The organism is Rugamonas sp. DEMB1 (assembly GCF_029834475.1).
GTDB classification, from domain to species: Bacteria; Pseudomonadota; Gammaproteobacteria; order Burkholderiales; family Burkholderiaceae_D; genus Rugamonas; species Rugamonas rubra.
Genome location: NZ_CP122407.1, coordinates 3,126,799 through 3,149,489 on the forward strand (window position 1 = coordinate 3,126,799; position 22,691 = coordinate 3,149,489).

Consider the following 22,691-nt stretch of genomic DNA (forward strand, 5'->3'; position numbering starts at 1 on the left):
CGCTTAGCCCCGCCGCGCCGGACGCGGCAGGCGGGTGAAGCCGTCCTCGCTCCACCCCTCGCTGCCCACGCCGTGGCGCACGAAGAACAGCCCGTCCGGGTCGTAGCGCGCCTTCACCCGCGCCAGCCTGGCATGGTTGCCGCCCCAGAAGGCGGCCTGCCAGTCGGCCAGGAAATAGTCGCTTTCGGACACGTAGGAGCCGGCGCCCGGCGCCACCGCCAACAGCTCGCCCATCGCCCTGCCGATCGCCCGCGCGCGCTCCCTGGCCGGCGCCGGATCGGCGGCGGCGCCCGGCATGCCCGGATACTGCGGCCCGGCGCCGCCGGCGATGATGGCCAGCGCGAAGGCGTCCAGCACCTGCGGGTTCGTCGCCGTGTCGCGCGCCGCGTCGATCTCGGCGGCCGGCGCGCCGGCCAGCCCCTTGTTGAAGTGGAAGCCGACGCGCCAATGGCGGGTGCAGCGGAATATCGCGTCGGCCAAATCGGCCTGGCGGTCCATCCCCAGCAGCGACGCCGGCAGCCACGCCGACTTGTAGCCGTGGATGAACCAGCCGGCCTCGCCCAAGTCGCCCTTCCACTGCGCATGGTGGGCCGGCGCGCCGGGCCGCTCGTCGGCCACCATGAAGCCGGGCGCGTGCTTCTTGAAGAAGTCGGCGTCCCAAAAATGCCGGGCCGGCAAGGCCACCACTTGTAGCTCCTTCTCGAACACATACTCCTCCCGTCCGCGCAACCAGGCCAGCAAGGGCGCCCACACCTCCGCCGCCTGCTGCTGGCTCAGGCCCTGGAAGACCATCGCCACATCGACGCTGTTGCCGGTGTTGAAGCCGATCTGCTCGCCCCAGTGCTGGTTGAAGAGCGCGCCGGCGTAGAAGGCGACCAGCTTGGCGATCAAGGTGCGATAGGCCGCGTCCGACGACGCCTTGACGGTGAAGAAGACCGCGCCGAAGGTCTCCGGCAGCTCGCGCGTGCGCAAGGTCAGCCGGGTGACCACGCCGACACTGCCGCCGCCGCCACCCTTGAGCGCCCAGAACAGATCCGGATTGGTGCGGGCGTTGGCGATGCGGACTGCGCCGTCGGCCGTGACCACCTCCGCCTCCACCAGGCCGGCGGCGGCCGTCCCATACATCTTGGAGAAGTTGCCGAAGCCGCCGCTCTGCACCAGCCCGGCCACGCCGACCGTGGTGCAGCCGCCGCCCTGCACGTAGCGGCCGCCGCGCGTGGTCACGGCGTCGTAGGCGTCGATCCACATCGCGCCGGCGCCCAGGCTGACCGCCGGCTGCGGCGCGGCCGAGCCGGCGCAGCCTTGCGCCACGAAGTCGGCGTGCAGGGTCACATGGTTCATCTGCCGCGTCCACACCAGCAGCGAATCGGGCGCGTCCGAGGTGCCCTGGTAGCTGTGCCCACCGCCTTTGACGACCAGGCGCAGATTGTGTTCGCGGGCGAAGTTCACCGCCGCGACGATGTCGGCCGTGTTCTTGGCGGCCAGCGCGTAGGCGCTTGGCCGCGAGGCCCAGGCGTCGAGCCAGCCGCTGGTCTGCGTCAAGGCCGCTTGGTCGCCGATGTCGAAGGCGCTCGCCAGGTGCGTCAGCGCGTCCTTGCAGGCCGGGCCGCCGGCGTCTGCCTCGCAGCCGGCGAAAAATGGCGCGAGCTTGAGCAAGCGTCCCTCCACGTTCTTCTTCAAACCCTCCCAGCTCGCCGCCGACGGCCAGCCGGGCTGTCCGGGGCGCACGCGGGAACGGGTGAGCTTTTTCGACATGGCGGCGGCCCACGCCGTGCCGGCGAAGCCGCTCCACAGCGCGCCGGGGATCAGCGGCAGCGCCGCCATTTTAAGCAAATTTCTTCTTTTCACAGAGCCGTCCTTAAACAAGAGTCTGAAACCGTCGAATGCATGCGCAGCGTGCCGCAGTGCTGGCGACTTGGCAAATTGGCATGACGGGACTCAGAGTAAGGGCAAACGGCGGACTTATCCAACGAAATGTGGCGAGTCGGGATATGTTGGGGTGAGCCGGCACTCGGCCGAGCGGACCTACAACTCAAGCTGTTACGGTGGGGCTTTGCGGTCTTCTGCCTCACCTTGTCTATGCTTTTACGCCAACAATCGATTGCCATTGCATTCGGTTTCGCATTTTTCTGTGCGCTATTGGTTCAGCTGGGTATGAAGCGGATGCTGTCAATTTCCAGGCCACCCACTATTGCTAGCAATAAGGTCTAAAGCTTGGAAAACTATTCGTTCGATCAGTGGCTTCCGCCCCACAGCCGCCGGTCAAGCCCGCGGGTCGATCCAGCCGATCATGCTGCCATCGGCGCGCCGGATCGCGACCATTTGGTGGAGATGAAATCTCGTCGACCAAAATCGTCAGTACATAGTGGATTTTAGGCGCTCGGGCAAGTCAGCATCGTACTTTAGACCATCAATTGCCCCATCACTCACCTCCGCAAGAATCTTCCCTGGACTCGGCAGATCATCCCGGGCGACGTGCCTAGAATGATCCCATAGGCTCGAGCGCAGCACGGCACGGGAGCACTGGAAGAAAACAGCTTCAACCTTGATCACCAACACGGACCGAGGGGGCTTCCCATCAACACAAAACGTCGTAAGCAAGTCTGGGTCGAGGTGGATCGATGCTTTGCCCACAACCCGAAGTGTTTCCCCAATCCCAGGTATCACGAACAGGAGAGCAACGCGCGGGTCATGAAGAATATTGCGCAAGCTATCTATCCGGTTGTTTCCCCGCCGGTCCGGTAGGAGCAAGGTGTTCGCATCGTGAACGCGGACGAATCCGGCCGAGTCGCCTCGCGGCGACAGATCCATTCCCTCTGATCCACTTGTTGCGAGGAGTACAAAGGGCGCAGCCTCGATAAATTTCCGATACTGTGGATGCACGTAGGCGACTTCCTTCTTAACCGATGCAGCAGCGGGCGCACCATAAAGTCTCTCAAGCGTATCGATATCTGAGACGGCATAACTAGGGTCAAGCTGGATCACGTTGGTCTACCTCCTCATTATAAAAACCCGGAACGCTGACTTAGCAGAGCTTTGGCGCTGCGAACACCGCTCGAACGACCGCTCCCGGCCGATGTCGGCCTTCAAGCAATGCCCCTGCTATTTTGCTAAGATTACCTCCTCAAGGCTTCCGACTCAAGGACTTCCGTGCTTACAGGTATTAATCACCTTACTCTCGCCGTCACTAACTTGGCGAGAAGCCTAGACTTTTACACACGTGTTTTAGGCTTCCGCGCCGTAGCCGCCTGGGATGGCGGCGCATACCTCTCCCTCGGCGAACTATGGCTATGTCTATCGTTGGTTAAGCTCGCGACTAGCCCAATGCAGGGCAAACCCCTACGCGGGCATGCAGTTTTTCGACTGACCGTTCCGACCACTCCGCCGCGCGCCTCACACGTGCAGCGCATCCCGCAGCAGCCCCGGCGTCTGCCCGGTCCAGCGCTTGAAGGAGCGGCGGAAGTTGGTGGCGTCGTGGAAGCCGAGATAGGCGGCGACGGTGTCGTTGTCGGCGCGGCGGGTCTGGAACAGGTAGATGGCGACGTGGGTGCGCACCTGGTCCAGCTCGGCCTGGAAGTGGCTGCCGTGGCGCAGCAGGTGGCGCTTCAGCGTGGCCGGGCTGACGTCGAAGGCGGCCGCCGTCAGCTCCAAGGTCGGCGCGCCGCGCACCCGCTCGAGCAGGAAGTCGTACAGCGCGTCGAGCAGGCCGGGATGCAGCGGCGCGCGCGCCGCCTCCAGCTCGACGGCGCGCAGCGCCACCGAGGCGGCCATCGCGCTGCCGCGCGGCCAGGGCCGGTCCAGCCAGGCGGCGTCGATCAGCATGGCGTCCAGGTGGCAGTCGAAGCGCAGCTCCTGGCCCAGGTGCACCTGGTGCTGCTCGGTGTGGCGCGGACTGGCGCGGTTGAAGCAGAAGCGCCACGGCAGCCGCTCGCCGCTGAGCCAGCGGCACATCGCCACCAGCGCCGTCATGTGCATCTCCACCAGCGCCGGCCGCAGCGCCGGCAGGCCGAAGCTGTCCATCCAATACACCACGGCCAGCGCGCCCTCCTCGCGCCAGCGCGGCCGCAGCAGCGGACATAGGCGGCTGGCGAACTCGCACAGGATCTGCAGCGCCTGGCGCAGCGTCTGCGCGTGCAGCAGGGCGTGGCTGATCTCGCCGTAGTGCCCGGGCAGCATCTGCTGGCCCAGCATGAAGCTGGTGTCGGCGCTATCGAGCTCGCGCAGCACGTTGCGGATCAGCTGTGCGTACTGCAGCGGGCTGACGGCGCGGCCGGCGGCGGGAATGTCGCTGGCGTCCAGGCCGGTGTCGCGCAGCAGGTGGACGCCGTCGGCGTCGCGGCTGCGCGCGTAGTCGAGCACCAGCGCCGGCTGGTGCTGCGCGGCGATGCAGGCCTCGCCCGCGCCGCGATAGGCGATCATGCCGGCGCGGCGGCGCGCGGCGGATGCCCGCCCGCTGGCGCGCCGCCGTGGCCACCGGCACGGTAGGCGTCGGCGCCCGCGCCGGAGCTGGCGGCGGCGCCGCTGTCAACCATGCCGGCGGTGCGCGCGGCCGGCGTCTCGACGGCGCGGCTCAGGGCGCCGAGCAGCGCGTCCGGCTCCGCGTCGGCCATCGAACAGGCGTGGCGCAGGCTGACCGGCACGCGGCCGGCCTTGCCGTGGTGGCGCATCTGGCCGACCATCGCGCACAGGTGGCTGGCCAGCGCCTCGGCGTCGGCCAGCGCGGTGTCCGGCATCAGGATGGCGAAGCGGTCGCCGGCGTAGCGGCACAGCAGATCGTCGCCGCGCAGGTTCAGCAGCAGCATGTGGCCGACCGCCTGCAGCACGCGGTCGCCCTCCTGTTGGCCGAACTCGCGGTTGATGAGGTGGAAGCGGTCGATATCGAGCAGCACCAGCGCGCAGTCGACGCCGGGCCGGGCGGACTGCTCCAGGCGGATCTGGTCGCGCAGGTAGTCGGCGTTGGCCAGCTGGGTGATGCGGTCGAAGGCGCGGTGGTCGCGGAACAGGCGCTCGCGCTTGCGCAGGTGGTCGTTCAGGCGGATCTGCTCCTGGCGCCAGTAATACATGCCGCCGGTGAGCAGCAGCATCCCGCAGGGCACCAGCGCCTCCAGCCAATTGTCCCAGATCTGCTCTTTGCCGATGTGGAAAAACTCGTCGAGGCAGTCGGCCCAGGAGCCCAGCATGATCGCCGCCAGGCCGCCGGCCAGCAGATTGGTCACCCGGCCGCCGGGCCGGCTGCTCAGGGTGAACAGCAGCCAGACCCCGGCCATCAGCGCGGTGCCGCCCTCGCTGACGATGTCCATCCACTTCCAGTGGTAGAAGGGCTTGGCCGTGCCTATATTGGCGTACAGCAGATACCAGACCACCAGGGCCAGGCCGGCGGAGAACAGGGTGAGGCGGTGCAGACGGAGCATGGTGGCGGAGGGCAAGTGGAATGGGTGGTGCCGCAGCATAGCGGCGCTTGATGACGGCACGATGACAATAGCGCCGCCGCCGTCGCGTCTCGGCAACAGGTGCAAACAGCTCACCGATGCAGACGAAAAATCCCCCCCCTCCCCCGGGGTCAGATACCGACATTCAGACACGACCTCAACAATAGGCGCCATACGGCCGAAACGCTCTACAGCCCAGTCCGTGTCCGAATGTCGGCGCTGACCCCGGCTGCTGACCCCGGCTGCTGCTGATCCCGGCTGTCTGACCCTGGGTCGTTGCCGCTGGCGTGCCTTCTGCGTCCATCCGCCTTATGACTTGGCGGCGTGACGGGCGGCGTCGATGCGAGCTAAACCGACGCAATCGGTGGCTTCGCCGGGTCAATCCGGCTCATCTCCGCGCTGCCACCACGCTAAACGGGCCGCCACGGCCGTTTTCGCCGTGGCGGCGCCGCCGCGTGTCACGGGACGGACATATTGGCTGCCTAGAATCCGGCCACTTTCTTCTTTTCCAAGACCTCACCATGACCTCTATGAACCTGCCCTCCTCCACCCGCGGCGAAGCACACGGCTGCCGCCTGTCCGTCCTGGCCGTCGCCGCGCTGACCCTGTTGGCCGGCCACGCCGCCGTCGCCAACGCGGCCGATGCCGACGGCGCCGCCGCCGCCGAGTCCGAGCACCGCTCGCGCGTGGTCGTCACCGGCCAGCGCATCGCCATGAGCAAGGCGATCGCGGCGCAGGAGAAGGCCGACAACATCATCAGCGTCATCAGCAGCGACGACATCGGCGGCCTGCCGGACAAGAACGCCGCCGAGGCGCTGGCCCGCCTGCCGGGCGTGTCGGTGCAGCGCGACCAGGGCGAGGGCCGCTACATCACCGTGCGCGGCATGGGGCCGGACCTGAACAACGTCACCATCAACGGCGCGCTGGTGCCCTCGCCCGAGGCGGGCCGCCGCGCCGTGGCGCTGGACGTGCTGCCGGCCGGCCTGATCCGCTCGCTGGAGGTGACAAAGACGCTCACGCCGGACCAGGACGCCAGCTCGCTGGGCGCCACCGTCGAGGTCAAGTCGCTGTCCGCCTTCGACCTGCCGGGCCGCCTGCTGTCGGCCAGCGCCGGCGCCAGCTACGACCAGAACACCGGCAAAACCAGCCCCAACGCCTCCCTGCTGGGCGCGCAGCGCTTCATGGACGGCAAGCTGGGCGTGGCCGCCGGCCTGAGTCTGGAAAAACGCAAGTTCGGCTCGGACAACGTGGAGACCGGCGGCGCCTGGGACGGCGAGCGCCTGGGCGGCTTCGAGCTGCGCGACTACCTGCCGGTCCGCGAGCGCAACGCCTTCGCGCTGAACCTCGACTACCGCCCGGCCGACGGCAGCAGCTTCTACCTGCGCAGCTTCCTCAGCCGCTTCAGCGACGACGAGGTGCGCGACCGTCTGACCATCAGCAACATCGCCGGCGGCGCCGTGGCCGAAGGCGCCAGCGCCAGCGCGCGCGCCGAGCGCCGCGTCCGCCAGCGCAAATACACCCAGACCATCCGCTCCTTCGTGCTGGGCACCGAGCAGCAGTTCGGCGACTGGAAGCTGGCCTTGTCCGGCTCGGCCAACAAGGCCGACGAGGACACCCCGGAGGCGCTCAACGACGGCCGCTTCCGTGGCACCGCCAACTTCGCCGGCGTCGGCTTCACCGACGGCGTCCAGCCCCACCTGGTGGCGCCGAACAGCATCTACGACCCGGCCAACTACAGCCTGAACGCCATCAGCCTGCAGCAGCGCTACTCGGCCGACAAGGCCAACCAGGCCCGCGTCGACCTGAGCCACGAGTTCGACCTGGGCCAGGCCCGCTCGACCTTGAAGTTCGGCCTCAAGGCCAGCCGCCGCGAGAAGACCAACGACACCAACCAGTGGCAGTACAACAGCGCCAAGAGCTCCAGCCCCAATTACTGGGGCGCCGGCGGCGTGGCGATGGCCGGCTTCGTCCAGGGCCGGGAGCTGGACTACCCGCTCGGCCGCATCGGCAGCGCCATCGACCCGGCGCTGGTGCGCGCCCGCGTCGCCGGGCTGGACCGCAACGCCGCCCGCCTGGCGCTCGAATCGACCATCAACGACTACAAGATGAACGAGAACATCGACGCCGCCTACGTGCAGGACAGCCTGACCCTCGACGCCTGGCACCTGCTGGCCGGCGTGCGCGCCGAGCGCACCCGCTTCGAGGCCGCCGGTTCGCAGGTCAGCGGCGCCGTCGTCACGCCGTTGCAGCGCGAGCGCTCCTACACCAACTGGCTGCCCTCGGCCCAGCTGCGCTACGACGTCGACCACAAGACCAGCGTGCGCGCCGCCTGGACCCACGCCGTGGTGCGCGCCAACTTCAGCCAGCTGGCGCCCGGCGTCAGCCTGGCCAGCGCCACCGAGGCCAGCATCGGCAACCCGGACCTGGCGCCGCTCAAGTCGACCAATCTGGACCTGGGCATCGAGCGCATGCTCGGCACCGACGGCGGCGCCGTCTCGGCCTACCTCTTCCACAAGGACATCAAGAACTTCACCTACACCACCAACCTGGCCGGCACTGGCAAGTGGGCCGGCTACACCACCGCCACCTCCTTCGCCAACGGCGACACGGCCAGCGTGCGCGGCCTGGAGCTGTCCTACAGCCAGCCGCTGCGCATGCTGCCGGCGCCGTGGAACCGCCTGATCGTCGGCGCCAACGGCACCTGGTCCGACTCCAGCGCCCACATCGCCCGCTACGACCTGGCCGCCAAGACCACGCTGGGCCGCAGCATCGACATGCCCGGCCAGTCCGACCGCATGCTCAACCTGATGCTGGGCTACGAGAGCGGCGCCGTCAGCACCCGCTTGGCGCTCAACTACAAGTCGCCCTACCTGCTGGAGCTGGGCGCCGACATCCTCAACCCGGCGCAGGACCGCATCGTCGACACGCAGAAGCAGCTCGACTTCTCCTTCGCCTACCAGATCAACAAACAGCTGCAACTGGTGTTCGACGCGGCCAACATCAACAACGAGAAGTACTACGTCTACCAGGGCAGCAAGGGCCACAACGCCCAGTTCGAGCAGTACGGCCGCACCTACAAGATCAGCCTGAAGGCCAACCTGTTCTAACCACCACAACAACGAAGAAGACTGAAATGAGCAACCATACTATTAAGAGCGCTATCGGCGCCACCCTGCTGACCCTGCTGGCCGCCCCGGCCTTCGCCGCCGGCGGAGCCGTCCAACACACGCCGGGCGCCACCGCCCGCGCGCAGGAGCTGGCCGCGCTGCCCGACGGCGGCTGGCTGACCCTGGACAAGCATGGCCTGCACCTGCTCGACGCCGCAGGCAAGGAGCGCGCCGCGCTGCCGATGCGCGCCAAGCAGCTCGACATTCGCAGCCACGCCGACGGCGCCCTGGCCATGGTCCTGGATGCCAACACCAACCGCGCCCAGATCATCGTCGCCAACACCAAGGCCGGCCAGCTGCGCCCACAAGCGCAGCTGCCGGCGCCGAGCCACGGCATCGAGTCCGCATGCCTGTTCCGCGACGCGCAGCAGCTCGACCACCTGTTCCTGATCGCCAAAGACGGCCAGGCGGAACAATGGGTGCTGCACGGTGAGCAGCGCCAATTGGTGCGCAAACTGGCGCTGCCACCGCACGTCAAGCACTGCCGCGTCGACGACGCCAGCCAAACGCTGCTGGTCAGCGAAAGCGGCGTCGGCCTGTGGGCCTACGACGCCGACGCCGAAGGCGTGGGCAGCCGCGAGCCGGTGGCCCTGCGCGCGCCCTACGGCAAGCTGGAGGACGGCGCCGGCGCGTTGGCCGTGCTGCCGGGCGGCGGCGTCGCCCTGCTCGACGCCAAGGGCAAAACGCTGCACCTGCTGCGCCAGCGCGACGGCGTGTGGCAAGCCGTCGGCCGGCAAAGCGTGGGCGGCGCCAAGCAGCTGGCCGTGCACCTCGGCGCCGGTGCCGGCACTGGCACCGATGCGGCTTCCGCCGCAGGTGGCCGTACTGGAAGCGCAGCAGCAGTAGCAGCAGCAACAGCAGCCGGCACCGGTTCCGCCACCGCGCCGGCGCGCGCGCAGCCGCTGGCGCAGTTGCTGCTGCCAGACGAAGGCGCCAAGTCCTGGCAGATCCGCCCGCTGGCCTGGCAGCTTCCCAAGGCCACGGCCACGCAGGCGGCACCGCTGCCCATCATCGAGCCGCGCGCCCAGACCGAGCCGATGGCCCGCCCCGGCGACGCCGCCGACGACCCGGCCATCTGGCTGCATCCGACCGACCGCTCCGCCTCGCGCGTCCTTGGCACCAATAAGAAGCAGGGCCTGCTGGTCTACGACCTGCAAGGCAAGCAGCTGCAACTGCTGGAGGTGGGCCGCCTGAACAACGTCGACCTGCGCCAGAACGTGCAAATCGACCAGCAGCGCTACGACCTGGCCGTGGCCACCCAGCGCGACGACAACACCCTGGTGCTGTTCAACATCGACGCCAACGGCGAAGTCAGCGAGGCGGCCCGCTTCCCCACCGGGCTGGAAAAAATCTACGGCATCTGCTCCTACCAGCCGGCGGCCGGCGGCCTTGAGGTCTTCATCAACGACAAGGACGGCACCTTCCTGCAGTACCGCATCGGCCGCCAGGACGGCCGCTTCGCCAGCACGCTGCTGCGTAAGTTCAAGGTGGCCAGCCAGCCCGAGGGCTGCGTCGCCGACGACCGCAACGCCCGCCTGTACCTGGGCGAGGAGAAGCGCGGCGTGTGGGTCACCTCGGCCGACGCCGCCAAGCCGGACGCGCTGGCCATGGCGCTGCCGGTCGGCCCGCATCTGAGCGCCGACGTCGAGGGCATGGCCCTGTACCACGGCGCCAAGGCCGACTACCTGGTCGTCTCCAGCCAGGGCAGCAACAGCTACGTGGTGCTCGACGCGCGGCCGCCGTACAAGGTGCGCGGCGGCTTCCGCATCGGCTTCAACCTGGCCGCCGGCATCGACGGCACCTCGGAGACGGACGGCCTGGACGTCACCTCGGCCAACCTGGGCGGCGCCTACGCCAAGGGCATGCTGGTGGTGCAGGACGGCTACAAGCGCCTGCCCGACGGCGCGCAGAACTTCAAGTACGTCGCCTGGGACGACGTCGCCCGCGCCCTCAAGCTGGACTAACGCGTCGGCACGCCACGCCGAAGCCAGGGTCAGACCCTCAGGGTCTGACCCTACGTCCGCGCCACTGGGTTTTTTTGCCGGAGCTGCCGGCCCGCGCCGGCGTTGGCGGCCGCCCCAACGCCGGCCACATCACCATCCGTGATATCCTATCGGCCCGCGCGCGCGGGACCACTGGCAAATTCACGGAGACGCACTTGTCCACTCTCGATACATTCTTCAAGCTCAAAGAGCACGGCAGCAACGTCCGCACCGAGCTCATCGCCGGCCTCACCACCTTCCTGACGATGGCCTACATCATCTTCGTGAACCCGACCATCCTGGCCGACGCCGGCATGCCGAAGGACGCCGTCTTCGTCGCCACCTGCCTGGCCGCCGCCGTCGGCACCCTCATCATGGGCCTGTACGCCAACTACCCGATCGGCATGGCGCCCGGCATGGGCCTGAACGCCTACTTCGCCTACGCCGTCGTGCTGGGCATGGGCGTGCCCTGGCAGACCGCGCTGGGCGCCGTGTTCATCTCCGGCTGCCTGTTCATCCTGGTCAGCCTGTTCAAGGTGCGCGAGCAGATCGTCAACGGCATCCCGCACTCGCTGCGCAGCGCCATCACCGTCGGCCTCGGTCTGTTCCTCGCGCTGATCGCCTTGAAGAGCGCCGGCATCGTCGTCGCCAACCCGGCCACCCTGGTCTCGGTGGGCGACCTGCACAAGCCGGCCGCCGTCATGGCCATCACCGGCTTCCTGCTGATCGTCGCGCTGGACCGCCTGCGCGTGCCGGGCGCGATTTTGATCGGCATCATCGCCGTCACCGTGCTCAGCTTCTTCATCGGCGGCAACACCTTCCACGGCTTCGTCTCGCTGCCGCCGTCGATCGACGCCACGCTGTTCGCCTTCGACCCCAAGGCCGCCTTCTCGGTCGGCATCCTCAACGTGGTGCTGGTGTTCTTCCTGGTCGAGCTGTTCGACGCCACCGGCACGCTGATGGGCGTGGCCGCCCGTGGCGGCCTGCTGGTCGACGGCAAAATGGTCCGCCTGAACAAGGCGCTGATGGCCGACAGCTGCGCCATCGTCGCCGGCTCCCTGCTCGGCACCTCCAGCACCACCGCCTACATCGAGAGCGCGGCCGGCGTGCAGGCGGGCGGGCGCACCGGCCTGACCGCCGTGGTGGTGGCCCTGCTGTTCCTGGCCAGCCTGTTCATCGCGCCGATCGCCGGCGTGGTGCCGGCCTACGCCACCGCGCCGGCACTGCTGTTCGTCGCCTGCCTGATGCTGCGCGACCTGACCGAGGTGGACTGGAGCGACACCACCGAGAGCGTGCCGGCGGCCATCACCGCGCTGGCCATCCCCTTCACCTACTCGATCGCCCACGGCATCGCCTTCGGCTTCATGACCTACGCCGGCCTCAAGCTGCTGACCGGCCGCGCGCGCCAGGTCAGGCCGGTGGTCTGGGTCATCGCGGCGGTCTTCCTGTTCAAGTACGCCTACCTGAAGGGCTAATACGCTCACCGCCGCCGCCCACGACAGCTGTTAGTGGGCGCCGGCCCGCCACGGCGCGCCACCTCAGGCCGCGCTGCGCCGTACTTCCCGCCCCGCCGCCGGCACCCGCCGCAACATCGTTGCGCTGGCCACCGCCGGCATCTCGCGGATGCCGAGGATGCCGACCACATTGTGCAGCCGCATGCGGCACAGCACCAGCGGCTCCTCCTCCGCCGCCGCCAAGCGCACTTGCACCTCCATACCCTGCTCGCCCGCGCTGGTGCGCAGGCTGCACAAATCGATCCCCAAGCGGCGAATAATCGCCAGCGCGCCCTCGAGCGTGGCGATGGCGGCGTCGTTCTCCACGCAGAAGCGGAAAACCTTTTTATGGGGGGAAGTGGAAGTATTCATGCCTCCACTATAGCCAGCCAGCAGAAAAATAGGCTTCCATGCTTTATGCGAAATGGCATCAAATGAAGAAGAAAACACCATACAATAGCCATTTATTGGAAGATTCTACTTCACCGACAAAGACCCATGGACCATCAAGCCCAACTCGACGAAATCGACCGCCGCATCATGCGCGAACTGCGCCTCGACGGCCGCCTGAGCAACACCAAGCTGGCCGAAAAGGTCGGCCTGTCCACCACGCCTTGCTGGAACCGCGTGCGCGCGCTGGAGGAGCACGGCGTGATCGAGGGCTACACCGCCCTGCTCAGCCAGAAGGCGCTGGGCTTCCCGGACACCGTCATCATCGAGGTAACGCTGGACCGCCACGACGACGAGATCTTCGAAAAATTCGGCCAGGCGCTGGCCGACCTGCCGGAGGTGATGGAGGCCTACCTGTTGACCGGCGAATACGACTACCTGATCAAGGTGGCGGTGGCGGGCACCGCCGGCTACGAGGAATTCCTGCGCCGCAAACTGTACCGCCTGCCCGGCCTGCGCCACAGCCGCTCGACCTTCGTCCTGCGCTGCTTGAAGCGCTCGCATTCGGTCGAACCTTGATTCTGCCGGACGGGCATATATTCTCGATTAACTTTCCCGATAATAATTTTTACATTAACTAAACATTCCACTATTTAGGTTTCGCAAAAATCAATATTATAATATTGGAATAAAACATGGTAAATTGAAATATTCACCAAAAAAAGACATAAGTTTCCTCCCAGCTTGATTTTTTCATTTGTGAATAGTAAATTCGTTTTCAGCGAATTTATTATTTCCAATTAAAAAGGACGGGGCCATGCGCTTGAAACAACTACCACTGGCAATTTTGGCGCTATTCGGCACCTTGGCTTCCACCGCCCAAGCGGTCGATACCAGCTTCAGCGGCTTCGCCCAAGTCACCGTCGGCCGCGTGCTGAGTGGCGACCCGACCACCGGCCAAGGTGGCACCGCCCCCTACACCCTGAGCACCAAGCCGGGCGTCAGCTATGAGTGCCCCTGCTTCGTGAGCAATTACGAATACGCCGGCGTCTACAAATATCACAAGACCGATCTGGCGCCGGAATCGTTAGCCGGAGTCCAGGGCAATTTCAAATTCACACCGCAAATTTCCGCCACCGTTCAATTGGTCGCGCGCGGCGCCGATAGCTCCCTGAACGCCGATTGGGCCTACGCCAGTTATAAAATAGACGACACTTGGACCGTGCAACTCGGCCGCAAGCGTCTGCCGCTGTATTACTACTCCGATTATATGTACGTCGGCTACGCCTATCCGTGGGTGCGACCGTCGCAGGATTTATATGCCTGGCAAATCTATTCCTACGATGGCGCCAACGTGCTGTATTCCGGCTCGGTGGGCGATTGGAACGTGAACGGCAACCTCTGGCTCGGCCAGCGCAAGACCAAGGACAACACCCTGCTCGGCAATATCTACTATTCGAGCAAAATCGACGAGAGCTGGAAGAAGATGTATGGCGGTTATCTGGACGTCAGCAACGACATCGTCACCGCGCGCGGTGTCTACATGCACACCGTGGTCGAGCGTTTTGCCGTGGTCAACGGCGTGCGTTCGCCGGTGATGACCGGCGCCAACGGCGACTTCGTCAACGACGTCGGCCAATCCTTCTACGGCCTCTCGCTCAACGTCGACTACAAGGACTGGATACTGCGTAGCGAGCTCAACTACATCGACCGCCCCACCGTCAAGAACACCTACACCGCCCAGTCCTATTCGGGCGGCCGAAAATGGGGCGCCCACACGGTCATGCTGTCCTGGTCGCAATTCCGCGAGCGGGCCGCCTACTGGCCCACCGGCACCGAAAAACACAGCACCAAATCGCTCAGCTACCGCTGGGACTTCACCTCATCGCAGGCCTTCAAACTGCAGTACGACCGCATCAAGGACGAGTCGAAGTGGCTGTTCACCGGTAACTCCGACCTGCTGACGGCGTCCTGGCAAACCGTGTTCTAAACGCCGACCAGCGAGTTCGACGGCCATTTTGATGAACAGGGCCGCAGCGCAGGCTGCCGGTCTTGATTTCTAGCGAGAAAATATATGAACAAGCCTTTCCGGACCGCACTGGTCGGTCTCAGCCTCATGTGCGCCGCCGCCCAGGCGCTGGCGATTGAAATTGTGGTCGTCGTCAACCCGAAGAACCCGGCCACCCGCATGTTCTCCGAGCAGGCGTCCCAGTTCTTCCTCGGCAAGTCGACCATGTTCGTGCCGCTCGACCAGGCGGAAAAGTCGCCGATCCGGGCCGAGTTCTACCAGAAGATCTCCGGCAAGGACATCTCCCAGGTCAAGGCGGCCTGGGCCAAGATCGTCTTCACCGGCAAGGGCGTCGCGCCGATCGAGATGCACTCCACGGCCGAGGTCAAGAAAGCCATCGTGGCCGACCTCAACGCCATCGGCTACATCGAAAAGTCGGCGGTGGACGACAGCGTCAAGGTCATCCTGACCCTGCCTTGATGGCTTTCGCCGCAGGCGCGCGTCCACGGCATCGGCCGCATGCGCGCGCGGGCTCAGGTTTCCCCGCCGGCGGCAGCGTTGAGGGCTTGCCGCGCGTCGCGCGGGCTGAATCCGGTCCAGCGCTTGAACGCCCGTGAAAACGCCGCCGGGTCGGAAAAACCGACCAGATAGGCCGTCTCGTTGACCGACACCTTCTTGCCGCCCAGGTAGTGTTGCGCCAGCGCGTGACGCAATTCGTCCAAGACCTTCTCGAACGTTGTGCCCTCCGCCTTCAGCTTGCGGAACAGCGTTTGCCGGCTGAGCCCCATCTGGCCGGCGACCGTGTCCATGCCGGCGGTGCCGGTGTGCAACACCGGCATCAGCAGGCTTTCGACCCGGCCCCGCGTCGATTTCGAGTTCTCCAGATTCTTCAGCAAGGCCTGGGCGTGCTCGCTCAAGATCCCAAACACATAGCGCGGCGACAGCGCGATGCGATGGCTCAGCCACGCCGCGTCGATCAGCATCGCGTTCCTGTCGCTGTCGAACACCACCGGCGCGCGAAAGATGCGCTCGTATTCGGCGCGATACCCGGGATCGGCATGCGTCACATGCACCGCCTTGACGAACGGCGTGTCGCCGAAGCGGCGGGTGCCGCACACCATGCGGGCGAAGGTCGACTCGGTCAGCTCGGGGCAACGGTTGGGGCGCTGGCGGGTATCGACCAGCCAGAGCTCGCCATTGCTCGGCAGCAGCTGAAAGCGGTCGGCGACGGCCACACCCTCGACCTCCACCTCGACCACCAGCTGGCCGTAACGATTCAACTGCGCGAAGGCGTCGATCATGGTGGCCGAGGCGTGGCCGAGCAGGCCGACGATGGACACTTCGGACAGGTCGATCTCCTCGGCGTAGTGCAGCGCCAGCGCGGGATCGCCGCACAGCTCCTTGCCGGCCCGCATCAGCGCGACATAGCTGGCGAAGGGCACGCGGTTGTCCTGGTCTTCCAGGACGCCCACATCGATCGCCGCGCGTTGCGCCAGCACGTCCCGGTTGGCGCCCCTGGACACCGCTAGGTCCAACAAGCCGCGCGCGACGCCGGCCGCGACCGTCAGCTCAGCCATCGCTTCGGGGCAGGCTGCAACCTGGGATCATGTCATTGAAGCTTAAAGTCATGTTCTTACTCGTGCTTTCAGTATAGTCTTGGCGGGTTACCAAGCTTGTAACAATACTATATTTCTTGAACATCACAGAAGGAAAGACCCATGACGCAAAACGCTTCGGTTCGCGACACACAGATGTTCTACGCCCGCCTCGCCGGCTTCGTCTATTTGCTGCTGATTGTCATGTACATGAGCGGTGAATTCATCATCGCCGACATCGTCGGCGATGGCGATTTTTCCGCCGCCGCGCGCAACGCCGGCGCCGCCGAACATCTATACCGGCTGGCGCTGGCCCTGCAGGTGTTGACGCCGCTGTGCACCATCGCGCTAGCCTACGGCCTGTATGTCGCAGTGAAGCCGGTCAACGAGCGCCTGGCGCAAATGGCCCTGCTGTTCCGACTCGGCGAAACCTTCATCGGCGCGGTCGCCCTCGTCTACAGCTTCGAACAATTGCGGATCTACACCGCCTTCAACAGCGCCGGCGGCGCCGTGGAACAGTGGCAGGCGCTGACGACGCTGGCGCGCCACAGCCATTTTGTCCTCTTCAACACCTCGACCCTGTTCTTCAGCTGCGGCTCCATCCTGTTCTTCAGCCTGTTCTTGAAGTCGGCCTATTTGCCGAAGGCGCAGGCCGTGTTCGGCATTGCCGCCTCGGTGCTGGTGGTGCTGGTCAGCCTGACCAACTTCATCCTGCCGGAACATGCGGCGCTGACCCAGTTCGGCTTCGCGCCGATGTTCGTCAGCGAGATCGTCACCGGACTGTGGTTGCTGTTCCGTGGCGTCAAGGTCAATCAAGTGTCGCCCAACACCCCGGCGACAAGCGCGCCGGGGCCTTACCCGCTTAGAAGTGGTACTCGGCGCGCAGCATCGGCGTCTTGGCGACATTGCCCCGGCCGCCGGTGGTGGCCGAGGTGTTGCCGAACTTGTTGCGCCAGTACTGGTACTCGACGCCGACGCGGAAGGTGTTCTTGGCGCTGCCGGCCAGCGCGCCCACGTCAAGCATCAGCTGCATGTCGATATTGGTTTCGGCGCCGGTATCGCGGCCTACCTCGTCCTTGCCCTTGGCGGCGATGAAGTTGGCGAAACCTTCAAACGCCACCAGAGAACCCACCGGAATCGACCAATCGGCCGCCAGCATCGCGTGCGTCTTGTAGGTATAGCGGCCGGTCACGCCGGAGATCGGCGCGAAGGCGCCGCTCGGCGCGTTGCTCTCGTTGAGCAGCAGCAGGCTGGTGTTCAAATGGCCCGGCACGTCCCACATCAAGGTCGGTCCCAGCACCAGCATGCGCTTGCGCGAGTTGTAGCCGACGTCGTTCTTGGTGTTGACGTCGAAGCCGGCCGTGACGCCGACGCCGCTAACCGGGCCGAGCTTGATGGCCTTGCCGGTAATCTTGCCCAGGTCAAAGGTGTTGCGGTAAAGGATGTAGGCCTCCTGCGCACCGCCGCTCTGGTTCAAGGAGGCGGGATCGTTCTTGTCCGAGACGAGGAAATCGGCGTTGAAGAAGTTGCTGCCGTACTTGTAGCCGCTGACGTGGGTCAGCGCGAAGATATGCTTGGAAATGTCCTGCGGATTGAACGGCTCGCGGTAGTCGTTGCCGGTGCGATAGCTGATCGAGGTGTCGCTCCAGTCGGCGGCCTGGGCCGCGCCGGCCAGGCCAAGGCAGGCGATGCACAACAGTTGTGGAAGGTGTCTCTTTGTAGTGTTAAACATTTTTTATGTAGTCCAATTGAATTGACGATGCGGCCGGCAGCGCAGCGGTGGCGCCGCCGGGCGCGAATGGGTGCTGCCCGCTCAGCCCGCGCCGAGATAGACGAACTTGAACGTGAACACGCATGCGATCGCCCAAATCACAGGACGCACTTCGCGCACCCGGCCGGTCAACAGCTTCAACACCGCGTAGGAGATGAAGCCGAAAGCCACGCCCAGGGCGATCGAATAGGTGAACGGCATGGTCAGCGCGGCAATGGCGGCCGGCACGCTTTCCGTGGTGTCGGACCAGTCGATGTCGACCAGTTCGCGCAGCATCAGGCAGGCCACGTACAGCAGCGCCGGCGCCGTCGCGTAGGACGGCACCACGCCGGCCAGCGGCGAAATGAACAGGCAGGCCAGGAACAGCACGGCCACGGCGACGGCGGTCAGGCCGGTGCGGCCGCCCGCTTGCACGCCGGCGGCGCTTTCGATGTAGGCGGTGGTGCTGGAGGTGCCCAGCAGCGAGCCGGCGGCGATGGCGCAGCTGTCGGCCATCAAGGCCTTGTTGAGGCGTTCCATCTTGCCGTTGACCAGCAGGCCGGCGCGGTTGGCCACGCCCATCAGGGTGCCGGTCGCGTCAAACAATTCCACCAGGAAGAACACCAGCACCACGTTGAGCAGGCCGACCGACAGCGCGCCCATGATGTCGAGCTTGAACAGGGTAGGCGCCAGCGACGGCGGCGCGGCCACCAGGCCGTCGAAGTGGTTGCCGCCGACGAAGAAGCTGAGCACCGTCACGGCCAGGATGCCGATCAGGATCGCGCCCTTCACCGCCAGCCGGTCCAGCGCGACGATGATGAAAAAGCCGATGATGGCCAGCAGCGGCGGCGCCTTGTGCAAATCGCCCACCGACACCAGCGTGGCCGGGTTGGCGACGACGATGCCGGCGCTCTTCAGCGAAATCAGGCCGAGGAACAGGCCGATGCCGACGGTGATCGCGGTGCGTATCGAATGCGGAATGCCGTTGACGATAATCTCGCGCAACTTGAACACGCTGACGAACAGGAACAGGCAGCCGGAAATGAAGACCGCGCCCAGCGCCATTTCCCACGGCATGCCCATGCCCTTCACCACCACGTAGGCGAAGTAGGCGTTCAGCCCCATGCCCGGCGCCAGCGCGATGGGATAGTTGGCGTACAGGCCCATGATGAGGCAGCCCAGCGCCGCCGCCACGCAGGTGGCGACGAACACGGCGCCCTTGGGCATGCCGGCGTCGCCGAGGATGGAGGGGTTGACGAAGATGATGTAGGCCATCGTCAGGAAGGTGGTGAGGCCGGCGACCAGTTCGGTGCGAACGTTCGTCCCGTTCTCTTTCAGCTTGAAAAACTTTTCTAGTAACAACATTTTGCGTCTCCTTGTTCTCTTTTTATATACTTCATGTGTCGTGCGCCGATTAAACAGGGGAACAACCGGCGGCGGACCTGGGTGTGACCATATCCCGGCATCCTCTTCGCCATGTCCGGCAAAGCGGATACTTCCTATCAGTGGATTCCTATATCGGGCGGGGCAAAGCGCAGATCCTGCCGTTTCGCCCCTCACTTCCCTCCTTTTCGACGGTGCGGCACCAGCTAGACAAAACTCCCGATCTTCGCCTCGACCGCCTTGCGCACCGAGCCGCTGACCACGAAGGAGCGCGCCATCTCTATGTCGGCGTGCAACCAGCGGTCGCCGTCGAGGCAGGCGGCGATCTGCCCGCGCACCGAGTCGTAGGCCGCCTGGGTGCCCTTGCCGAGCACAAAGCCGGGCAGCAGGGACTCCGTCATCGTCAGCGCCTGGGCCGCGAGCAACATTTCCACGCCGACAATGTATTGTGTGTTCGATACAACAACGGCGGCCTTGCGCGCGCACCAGGTCGAGTTCGACACGTGGTCCTCGCTATTGCCCTTGGCCGGGATGCTGTCCACGCTGCCCGGCATGCACAGCGTGCGGTTCTCCATCACCAGCGAGCTGAGCGAGCACTGCACCACCGGATAGCCGGTGTTGACGCCGCGCACGCCCGACATCAGGTTGCGCGGCAGGCCCCAGGACAGGGTCGGGTCGATCAGCCGGGCGACGCGGCGCTCGACGATGCTGCCCAGGTCGGCCACGCCCATCGCCAGCAGGTCCATCGCCTGGGCCAGATACTGGCCGTGGAAATTGCCGCCGGAGATGATCTCGAAGCCGCCGCCGTCCTTGCCGAAGATCAGCGGATTGTCGGTGGCCGAGTTGGTTTCCTTGTCGAGGATGGTGTCGATGTAGTCGAGCGCGTCGAACACCGGGCCGTAGACCTGCGGCGCGCAGCGCAGCGAGTACACGTCCTGGATGCGCTCGGTGTAGGGGATGTCGCTGCGGCGCAGCTCCTCGGGAAACTGCACCGAGCGGGCGGCGTGGGTGGTGCGGGTCGAGCCCTCCAGCAAGTTGCGCACGATGGCGGCGGTCTTGATCTGGCCGGCGTGCGGCCGCGCCGCGTGGATGCGCGGGTCGAAGGCGGCCATTTCGGCGCGCATCGCCTCCAGGGTCAGGCCCAGCGACAGGCAGGCGTCGGACAGCATGTTGCGCGCGTCGGCGGCGGCCAGCAGCGCCACCGCCAGCGACACGGTGCAGCCGTTGATCAGCGCCGAGGCGTCCTTGGCCTTCAGCTCGAACACCACCGGGCCGACACCGGACAGCTGGATCGCCTCCGGCGCCGACATGCGGCGGCCGTCGTACATCACCTCGGCCTCGGGGAAGCCGGCGATGGCGGCGGCCAGGTAGGCCAGCGGCGCCAGGTCGCCCGAGGCGCCGACCGAGCCCTTCTGCGGCATGATCGGGTGGATGCCGGCGTTGACGAAGGCCAGCAGGCGGTCGACCACCTCGACGCGCGGCGCCGAGTAGTTGCTGGCGAAGGCGTTGGCGCGCAGCAGCATGGTGGCCCGGCTGACCTCCTCCGAGAACGGCTCGCCCATGCCGGCGGCGTGCGCCTTGATCAGCTGGGTCTGGAACAACACGATGTCCGCGACCTTGACGCGGGTGTCCTTCAGCATGCCGACGCCGGTGTTGAAGCTGTACATCATCGGCGCCTCGTCGTGCATCCAGGTCGCCTCGATGTAGTCGCGGCTTTCCTTCAGAGCGGCGCGCGAGGAGGCGGCCAGCGCCACCTCGATGTGACGGTCGCGGGCCACGGCCACCACTTGCGCGGCCGTCAGGTTGAAACCATTGATGGTTGTTGTGCTCATGATGATTCTCTCTATATATTTAGTTGTGTACGGGCGCGACTAGCCGCGCCCGTCGTCCCGGCGCGGGCGCGGGAGGACGGAGCGGATGGTCGAGTGGAAAAACGTGGGCCGCCAAACGGCCCGGAAGATGTTGCCAGCGGCGCAACCCGAGGGTCAGACCCTAGGGTCTGAAGATGTTGCCAGCGGAGCAACCCGAGGGTCAGACCCTAGGGTCTGACCCTGGCTGCCGCTGGCACTGCGCCGTTGGCCGCTGCGCTCAGTTAGCCCCGGCGGCGAACCAGGCGCCGATCTCGGCGCGCTCCTCCGGCGTGATGTTGGTCATATTGCCGATCGGCATAGACTTCAGCACCACCGCCTGCTGGTTGATCTTCGCCGCGTTCTGACGGATCAACTCGGCCGTATGGAGCATCACGCCGGCCGGCGCTGTGGCAAAGCCCGGCTGGGTGGTCTGCGCCGCGTGGCAGCTGACGCAGCGCTGGGTGACGATGGCCTGCACCCGGTTGAAGTCGGCGCCGTGGGCGGCGCCGGCCGTCGCTGCGGCGTCGGCGCCGCCGTTGCCGCCAGCGTGGCCTGCGCCGATGGCGGCGGCATCGCCGGCAATAACGGCCTGGGTCATGGGCGCGGCCTTGGCCACCGGACGCGGCGCGATGGCCACCGCCACCGCGAGCAGAATCGCCACGCCGGCGGCCGGGAAGCCCCAAGCCGTGCGGCCGTGGTGGCGCAGATTGAAGAAGTGGCGGATCAGCACGCCAGCGGCGATGATCGCGCCCAGCAACAACCAGCTGTACGAATGGCTGTAGGTCATCGCATAGTGGTTGCTGATCATGATGAGCAGCACCGGCAGCGTGAAGTAGTTGTTATGCACGCTGCGCTGCTTGGCCTTCCTGCCGTGGATGGGATCGGGCGACTTGCCCTGCTCCATCGCCTCGACCAGTTTGCGTTGGCCCGGAATAATCAGCATCAAGACATTACCGACCATCATCGTGCCGATCATCGCGCCGACGTGGATGTAGGCGGCGCGACCGCTGAGCAGCTTGGTCAGCACGAAGGCCACCGCCACGATAAAGACGAACATCACGATGCCCAGCAGCCCATCCTTCTGGCCCAGCGGCGAGCGGCACAGCAGATCGTAGACGGTCCAGCCCAGCAACAAGGTGCCGAGGCCGACGCCGATGGCTTGCCACTGGCTCAGGTCGGCCACCGACTTGTCGATCATCATCGCCGAGGCGTTGAAATAGTAGACGATGAACAACAGCGCGAAGCCCGACAACCACGTCGCGTAGGCCTCCCACTTAAACCAGTGCAAGTCCGCCGGCAGCTCGGCCGGCGACACCAAATATTTCTGCGGATTGTAGAATCCGCCGCCGTGCACGGCCCACAACTCGCCCGACACGCCTTTTTTGGCCAGCTCCGAGCCCGGTTTGGGCGGGCGGATGCTGTTGTCCAGCCAAACGAAGTAAAACGAGGCGCCGATCCAGGCGATGCCCGTGATCAGATGCAACCAGCGCACCAATAGATTAAGCCAATCCACGCCGTAAGCGAGCAATTCCATGTTGTCTCCATGATGGTATTTGACTCGTCTGCCACCGCGGGCGCTCCAGACGACTGGGATGATTTCCCTATTGGTCGCGAACTTTAAAAGCTCCGCTGCGACCGAGTTGA

Annotated in this window: 17 protein-coding genes and 2 pseudogenes; 8 read left to right on the top strand and 11 right to left on the bottom strand. The window is 65.8% G+C overall.

The features are described 5' to 3' along the window. Positions 1-3 precede the first annotated feature (3 nt). Both QC826_RS14180 and QC826_RS14185 read right to left on the bottom strand, forming a co-directional pair. The gene (locus QC826_RS14180; protein WP_279766157.1) at positions 4-1,848 is read right to left on the bottom strand and encodes an FAD-binding oxidoreductase; all 1,845 of its coding nucleotides are present in this window, start codon (positions 1,846-1,848) and stop codon (positions 4-6) included. Between the two features lie 507 nt (positions 1,849-2,355). Continuing rightward, positions 2,356-2,982: a pyridoxamine 5'-phosphate oxidase family protein gene (locus QC826_RS14185; protein ID WP_279766490.1), complete on the bottom strand. Its 627-nt coding sequence runs from the start codon at positions 2,980-2,982 to the stop codon at positions 2,356-2,358. 168 nt (positions 2,983-3,150) lie between these two features. On the opposite strand from QC826_RS14185, the pseudogene QC826_RS14190 reads away from it, so the two are divergent. Continuing rightward, positions 3,151-3,360, top strand: a pseudogene (locus QC826_RS14190) (VOC family protein); the annotation flags it as partial. Between the two features lie 33 nt (positions 3,361-3,393). On the opposite strand, the gene QC826_RS14195 reads toward QC826_RS14190, so the two are convergent. After that, positions 3,394-4,419 carry an AraC family transcriptional regulator gene (locus tag QC826_RS14195; RefSeq protein WP_093388905.1) on the bottom strand — a complete coding sequence of 342 codons (1,026 nt, stop codon included), beginning with the start codon at positions 4,417-4,419 and terminating at the stop codon, positions 3,394-3,396. Then, positions 4,416-5,411: a GGDEF domain-containing protein gene (locus tag QC826_RS14200; protein ID WP_279766159.1), complete on the bottom strand. Its 996-nt coding sequence runs from the start codon at positions 5,409-5,411 to the stop codon at positions 4,416-4,418. The genes QC826_RS14195 and QC826_RS14200 overlap by 4 nt, the downstream gene beginning before the upstream one ends. Before the next feature lie 539 nt (positions 5,412-5,950). On the opposite strand from QC826_RS14200, the gene QC826_RS14205 reads away from it, so the two are divergent. The 3 genes from QC826_RS14205 (at position 5,951) to QC826_RS14215 (ending at position 12,053) form a co-directional block, all read left to right on the top strand. After that, positions 5,951-8,536, top strand: coding sequence for a TonB-dependent receptor (locus QC826_RS14205; protein WP_279766160.1), 2,586 nt, complete (start codon positions 5,951-5,953; stop codon positions 8,534-8,536). Between the two features lie 26 nt (positions 8,537-8,562). Then, positions 8,563-10,560, top strand: a complete 1,998-nt coding sequence (locus QC826_RS14210; RefSeq protein WP_279766161.1) for a phytase — start codon at positions 8,563-8,565, stop codon at positions 10,558-10,560. Between the two features lie 194 nt (positions 10,561-10,754). Next, complete coding sequence (locus QC826_RS14215) at positions 10,755-12,053, top strand: NCS2 family permease (protein WP_279766162.1); 1,299 nt, start codon at positions 10,755-10,757, stop codon at positions 12,051-12,053. A 63-nt stretch (positions 12,054-12,116) separates the two neighbouring features. Here the strand turns inward: QC826_RS14215 and QC826_RS14220 are convergent, their stop codons facing one another. Beyond that, positions 12,117-12,443 (bottom strand): hypothetical protein, encoded by a 327-nt coding sequence (locus tag QC826_RS14220; RefSeq protein ID WP_279766163.1) that lies wholly within the window; start codon positions 12,441-12,443, stop codon positions 12,117-12,119. A gap of 126 nt (positions 12,444-12,569) precedes the next feature. Here QC826_RS14220 and QC826_RS14225 point away from each other — a divergent pair, with 126 nt between their 5' ends. From QC826_RS14225 to QC826_RS14235, 3 genes are all read left to right on the top strand, one after another. Beyond that, positions 12,570-13,040, top strand: a complete 471-nt coding sequence (locus QC826_RS14225) for an Lrp/AsnC family transcriptional regulator (protein ID WP_279766164.1) — start codon at positions 12,570-12,572, stop codon at positions 13,038-13,040. A 238-nt stretch (positions 13,041-13,278) separates the two neighbouring features. After that, positions 13,279-14,451 carry a hypothetical protein gene (locus QC826_RS14230; RefSeq protein ID WP_279766165.1) on the top strand — a complete coding sequence of 391 codons (1,173 nt, stop codon included), beginning with the start codon at positions 13,279-13,281 and terminating at the stop codon, positions 14,449-14,451. A 126-nt stretch (positions 14,452-14,577) separates the two neighbouring features. Next, positions 14,578-14,949 carry a hypothetical protein gene (locus tag QC826_RS14235; protein ID WP_093388992.1) on the top strand — a complete coding sequence of 124 codons (372 nt, stop codon included), beginning with the start codon at positions 14,578-14,580 and terminating at the stop codon, positions 14,947-14,949. A gap of 53 nt (positions 14,950-15,002) precedes the next feature. Here the strand turns inward: QC826_RS14235 and QC826_RS14240 are convergent, their stop codons facing one another. Together QC826_RS14240 and QC826_RS14245 are read right to left on the bottom strand one after the other, a co-directional pair. Then, positions 15,003-16,046, bottom strand: coding sequence for an AraC family transcriptional regulator (locus tag QC826_RS14240; RefSeq protein ID WP_279766166.1), 1,044 nt, complete (start codon positions 16,044-16,046; stop codon positions 15,003-15,005). A 123-nt stretch (positions 16,047-16,169) separates the two neighbouring features. Then, positions 16,170-16,358 (bottom strand): hypothetical protein, encoded by a 189-nt coding sequence (locus tag QC826_RS14245; RefSeq protein ID WP_279766167.1) that lies wholly within the window; start codon positions 16,356-16,358, stop codon positions 16,170-16,172. On the opposite strand from QC826_RS14245, the pseudogene QC826_RS31645 reads away from it, so the two are divergent. Next, a pseudogene (locus QC826_RS31645) lies at positions 16,275-16,805 on the top strand (DUF4386 domain-containing protein); the annotation flags it as partial. The gene QC826_RS14245 and the pseudogene QC826_RS31645 sit on opposite strands and share 84 nt — an antisense overlap. 121 nt (positions 16,806-16,926) lie before the next feature. Here the strand turns inward: QC826_RS31645 and QC826_RS14255 are convergent. The 4 genes from QC826_RS14255 to QC826_RS14270 all read right to left on the bottom strand — a co-directional run bounded on the left by QC826_RS14255 (position 16,927) and on the right by QC826_RS14270 (position 22,581). Continuing rightward, positions 16,927-17,796 carry an outer envelope protein gene (locus tag QC826_RS14255; protein ID WP_279766172.1) on the bottom strand — a complete coding sequence of 290 codons (870 nt, stop codon included), beginning with the start codon at positions 17,794-17,796 and terminating at the stop codon, positions 16,927-16,929. A gap of 81 nt (positions 17,797-17,877) precedes the next feature. Then, entirely contained in the window at positions 17,878-19,179 is a 1,302-nt protein-coding gene (locus QC826_RS14260) for an NCS2 family permease (protein WP_279766174.1), read from the bottom strand. A gap of 224 nt (positions 19,180-19,403) precedes the next feature. Then, the gene (gene hutH, locus QC826_RS14265; RefSeq protein ID WP_279766176.1) at positions 19,404-21,029 is read right to left on the bottom strand and encodes a histidine ammonia-lyase; all 1,626 of its coding nucleotides are present in this window, start codon (positions 21,027-21,029) and stop codon (positions 19,404-19,406) included. A 256-nt stretch (positions 21,030-21,285) separates the two neighbouring features. Then, the gene (locus tag QC826_RS14270) at positions 21,286-22,581 is read right to left on the bottom strand and encodes a urate hydroxylase PuuD (protein WP_279766178.1); all 1,296 of its coding nucleotides are present in this window, start codon (positions 22,579-22,581) and stop codon (positions 21,286-21,288) included. Positions 22,582-22,691 lie beyond the last annotated feature (110 nt).

What these genes read in the sequence shown, in the direction of transcription:
- QC826_RS14195 (WP_093388905.1), bottom strand. Translation starts at nt 4,419, where the DNA reads ATGATCGCCTATCGCGGCGCGGGCGAGGCCTGCATCGCCGCGCAGCAC.
- QC826_RS14200 (WP_279766159.1), bottom strand. Translation starts at nt 5,411, where the DNA reads ATGCTCCGTCTGCACCGCCTCACCCTGTTCTCCGCCGGCCTGGCCCTG.
- QC826_RS14205 (WP_279766160.1), top strand. Translation starts at nt 5,951, where the DNA reads ATGACCTCTATGAACCTGCCCTCCTCCACCCGCGGCGAAGCACACGGC.
- QC826_RS14210 (WP_279766161.1), top strand. Translation starts at nt 8,563, where the DNA reads ATGAGCAACCATACTATTAAGAGCGCTATCGGCGCCACCCTGCTGACC.
- QC826_RS14220 (WP_279766163.1), bottom strand. Translation starts at nt 12,443, where the DNA reads ATGAATACTTCCACTTCCCCCCATAAAAAGGTTTTCCGCTTCTGCGTG.
- QC826_RS14225 (WP_279766164.1), top strand. Translation starts at nt 12,570, where the DNA reads ATGGACCATCAAGCCCAACTCGACGAAATCGACCGCCGCATCATGCGC.
- QC826_RS14230 (WP_279766165.1), top strand. Translation starts at nt 13,279, where the DNA reads ATGCGCTTGAAACAACTACCACTGGCAATTTTGGCGCTATTCGGCACC.
- QC826_RS14235 (WP_093388992.1), top strand. Translation starts at nt 14,578, where the DNA reads ATGTGCGCCGCCGCCCAGGCGCTGGCGATTGAAATTGTGGTCGTCGTC.
- QC826_RS14240 (WP_279766166.1), bottom strand. Translation starts at nt 16,046, where the DNA reads ATGGCTGAGCTGACGGTCGCGGCCGGCGTCGCGCGCGGCTTGTTGGAC.
- QC826_RS14245 (WP_279766167.1), bottom strand. Translation starts at nt 16,358, where the DNA reads ATGTTCGGCGGCGCCGGCGTTGCGCGCGGCGGCGGAAAAATCGCCATC.
- QC826_RS14255 (WP_279766172.1), bottom strand. Translation starts at nt 17,796, where the DNA reads ATGTTTAACACTACAAAGAGACACCTTCCACAACTGTTGTGCATCGCC.
- QC826_RS14260 (WP_279766174.1), bottom strand. Translation starts at nt 19,179, where the DNA reads ATGTTGTTACTAGAAAAGTTTTTCAAGCTGAAAGAGAACGGGACGAAC.
- hutH (WP_279766176.1), bottom strand. Translation starts at nt 21,029, where the DNA reads ATGAGCACAACAACCATCAATGGTTTCAACCTGACGGCCGCGCAAGTG.
- QC826_RS14270 (WP_279766178.1), bottom strand. Translation starts at nt 22,581, where the DNA reads ATGGAATTGCTCGCTTACGGCGTGGATTGGCTTAATCTATTGGTGCGC.